Genomic DNA, 2,500 nt, shown 5'->3' with positions numbered 1-2,500 from the left:
AGGAAACGGCAATTCCAGATTTACATTAGAAAAAAGGAATGTTCCTCAGGAAGAGATCGGTACTAATCTGATCATCAATCATAATCGTTGTATCGTTTGTTATCGTTGTGTTCGTTTCGAAGAAGAAATAGTGGGGGAATCTAATCTTGGTCTTTTTGAAAGAGGGTATCATTCCATCATCGGTCTTGCAAAAAGCGAACCGATTCAACATAACTTTCAGGGTGCGCTTGCGGACCTTTGTCCGACGGGGGCACTTCTTAACAACAAGACCCTGTTTAAATCAAGAGTATGGTGGTATAAAAACGCGGAATCGATCTGCCACGGTTGTAGTACGGGTTGTAACATTACAACTAACGTAAGAGATAATAAAATGTATCGATACATGCCCCGAATCGATGAGGAAAAAGACATGTACTTTCTTTGTGATGCAGGACGTTTTGATATCGATTGGTTGAATGAGAATCGTTTATTCGCTTATTATCAGAATGGAAATATTTCAGAAAGTGCGGTCGTATTATCTGCAGTTACGGAAAAGATTTTGAATGCAAAAAAGATAGCAATTCTCGGTGGGGCGGCCGAATCAAACGAAAATTTGAAAATGATTCTACAAAGTGTGGAGTCTTTTGGAAAATCGGTTATTCTGGAAGTGAGAATAAACGAGATTCAATACAAGGTCCCCGAACAGAAGGATTTCTTGATGACTACGGATCTAAGACCGAATACGAGAGGTGCCGTGGATTCCGGTTTTGTTTCTTCTCAGGGAATAAACGCGGTTCGTAAGGCCATCGAAGCGGGGGAAGTCGATTTGGTTTTTATAATTAAGGAGAATATAAAAGAGTTTTTACCTTCTGTTTTTTCCAAGACGACTGTTGTATTATTGGAGACTAATTTAACTCAGGAAATTAGCGAAGTCGCATTTGGAATTCCAATTCAAACATTCGCAGAGCAATCGGGTTCTTTTACAAATAAGAACGGGTTAAACCAACACTTTCAAAAAGTGATGGAACCGCCTAAAGGTTTATTGAATTCCGGTTCTGTTTTCCGAAGGCTGGCAGAATTGGTCAAAGAATCTGCGTCTTCTCCTAAGGAGGTTGGCGTTGGGAACCGTTAACGTAGTACGCGTAGCAAGTCTTCATAAACTTTCTTGGTATGAAAAATTTTATTTTTATTCCATAGGCAAAGGACTTTGGATCACGCTAAAACATTTTATCAAAGCGGCGATTTTAAGAAGAACAGTCACGATCGAATATCCGGAGAAAAAAAGAAAATACTCCACGCGCTTCCGCGGAATGCATACAATGAAACGGGACGAGCAAGGTCGCGAACGATGTACAAGTTGCTTTTGTTGTATGTGGATTTGTCCTGCCGACGCAATTTATATCGAAGCGGGGGAAGTGGCTCCTGAAATTCAACATCTTCATCCCGAAGACAAATACGCGAAAAAATTCGAGATCGATTTATTGCGTTGTATTTTTTGTGGTATGTGTGAGGAAGCTTGTCCGAAAGGTGCGATTTATCTGGACGGCCCCGGTGAAATGGCGACTGACAACCGAGAAGACTTAATATTAACTAAAGAAAGAATGATGCAAATCGTAGGCGGTCCGATCATTGGGGAAAGACAATAGGGGTTAAGGTTCTTTCTTAGATAACTCGGGATCATTTTTATCAAGTTAATTTTTTTTACTTACAGCGCGCCTAAACCCGTCGAGCGCCAATAGAAGCGAGACGGCTTTAGTTTTTTTTGGGACAGGTTCTTATATATTAGAGTTGTTGAAAAATTAATTCTTCATCTGTTTCATTGAACGGTCGGTTAAAGCAGTTTTGTTAATCTGAACTATAGAATTTTTCAACAACTCTATTGTTTGAGCAATAGGAATTGGGCATTAAAGCAAAATTTCTTTTCAATTTGTGAATTCCAGATTGAAGGGACTGAAGCCTTGTTATTCGAATGTTACCCTTCGGTAACGGGAATAAGAAATATTCTTTTTTGGGTCTTTGTGAAAATCGTTCTTGTATGGATTTCATTCCTACATACTTTGCATTACGCTCCTTCTGTTGGTTTCTTGTTTTGTGGTAAATGCTTGCTCTAACCCACGTTTTTCAAGCAGAAGGGCGCTATTTTATCTTAGAGCGTGTCCCAAAACCATTCGATTTATCGGAATCCTCGCGGATCGCTGCAATTGTTCCTACGTTTTGGGACAAACTCTTAATAAAAGACTTGCTGTAGAATTTCGGCTTTTTTACTCTTGAACTTCTAATCAAAAACAGCAGGGGACGAAATTGGTTTCGACTGTTGTTGCCAGGGATTATGTGGCGTGTAGAGGTTGTAGGCTCCTCTCAAAACCTTCGAACAATAACCGCTAATAACGAATTAGCTTTAGCAGCTTAATCTCTGCTACGGAACTTTGGTTTTTTCTCTTGGATTCTAAACGTTCTGCAACTTATCAAGAGGCGGCTCTTTTGGTTTTCGGTTCCTAAAAGAGACTGTATTTGAGCCGGA

General features: G+C 39.9%; 2 protein-coding genes and 1 other RNA gene (2 of these 3 only partly in view). All 3 read left to right on the top strand.

What is annotated here, in order from left to right; genetic code table 11:
• On the top strand, nt 1-1,111 hold the 3' portion of the coding sequence (locus CLV95_RS04740) for an NADH-quinone oxidoreductase subunit G (RefSeq protein WP_002724465.1). Its footprint begins 347 nt before the window's first position; only the last 1,111 of its 1,458 coding nucleotides appear in the window; its start codon lies beyond the left edge, outside the window; the stop codon is at nt 1,109-1,111.
• Entirely contained in the window at nt 1,098-1,625 is a 528-nt protein-coding gene (locus CLV95_RS04735) for a NuoI/complex I 23 kDa subunit family protein (protein WP_002724435.1), read from the top strand. The genes CLV95_RS04740 and CLV95_RS04735 overlap by 14 nt, the downstream gene beginning before the upstream one ends.
• 645 nt (nt 1,626-2,270) lie before the next feature.
• Nucleotides 2,271-2,500, top strand: a transfer-messenger RNA (tmRNA) gene (gene ssrA / locus CLV95_RS04725); it runs 118 nt beyond the window's last position.

It is taken from the genome of Leptospira borgpetersenii serovar Javanica (genome assembly GCF_003046425.1).
Classification (GTDB): domain Bacteria; phylum Spirochaetota; class Leptospiria; order Leptospirales; family Leptospiraceae; genus Leptospira; species Leptospira borgpetersenii.
The sequence above is the reverse complement of the archived record's forward strand: the minus strand, read 5'-3'. Positions and strand labels throughout refer to the sequence as shown.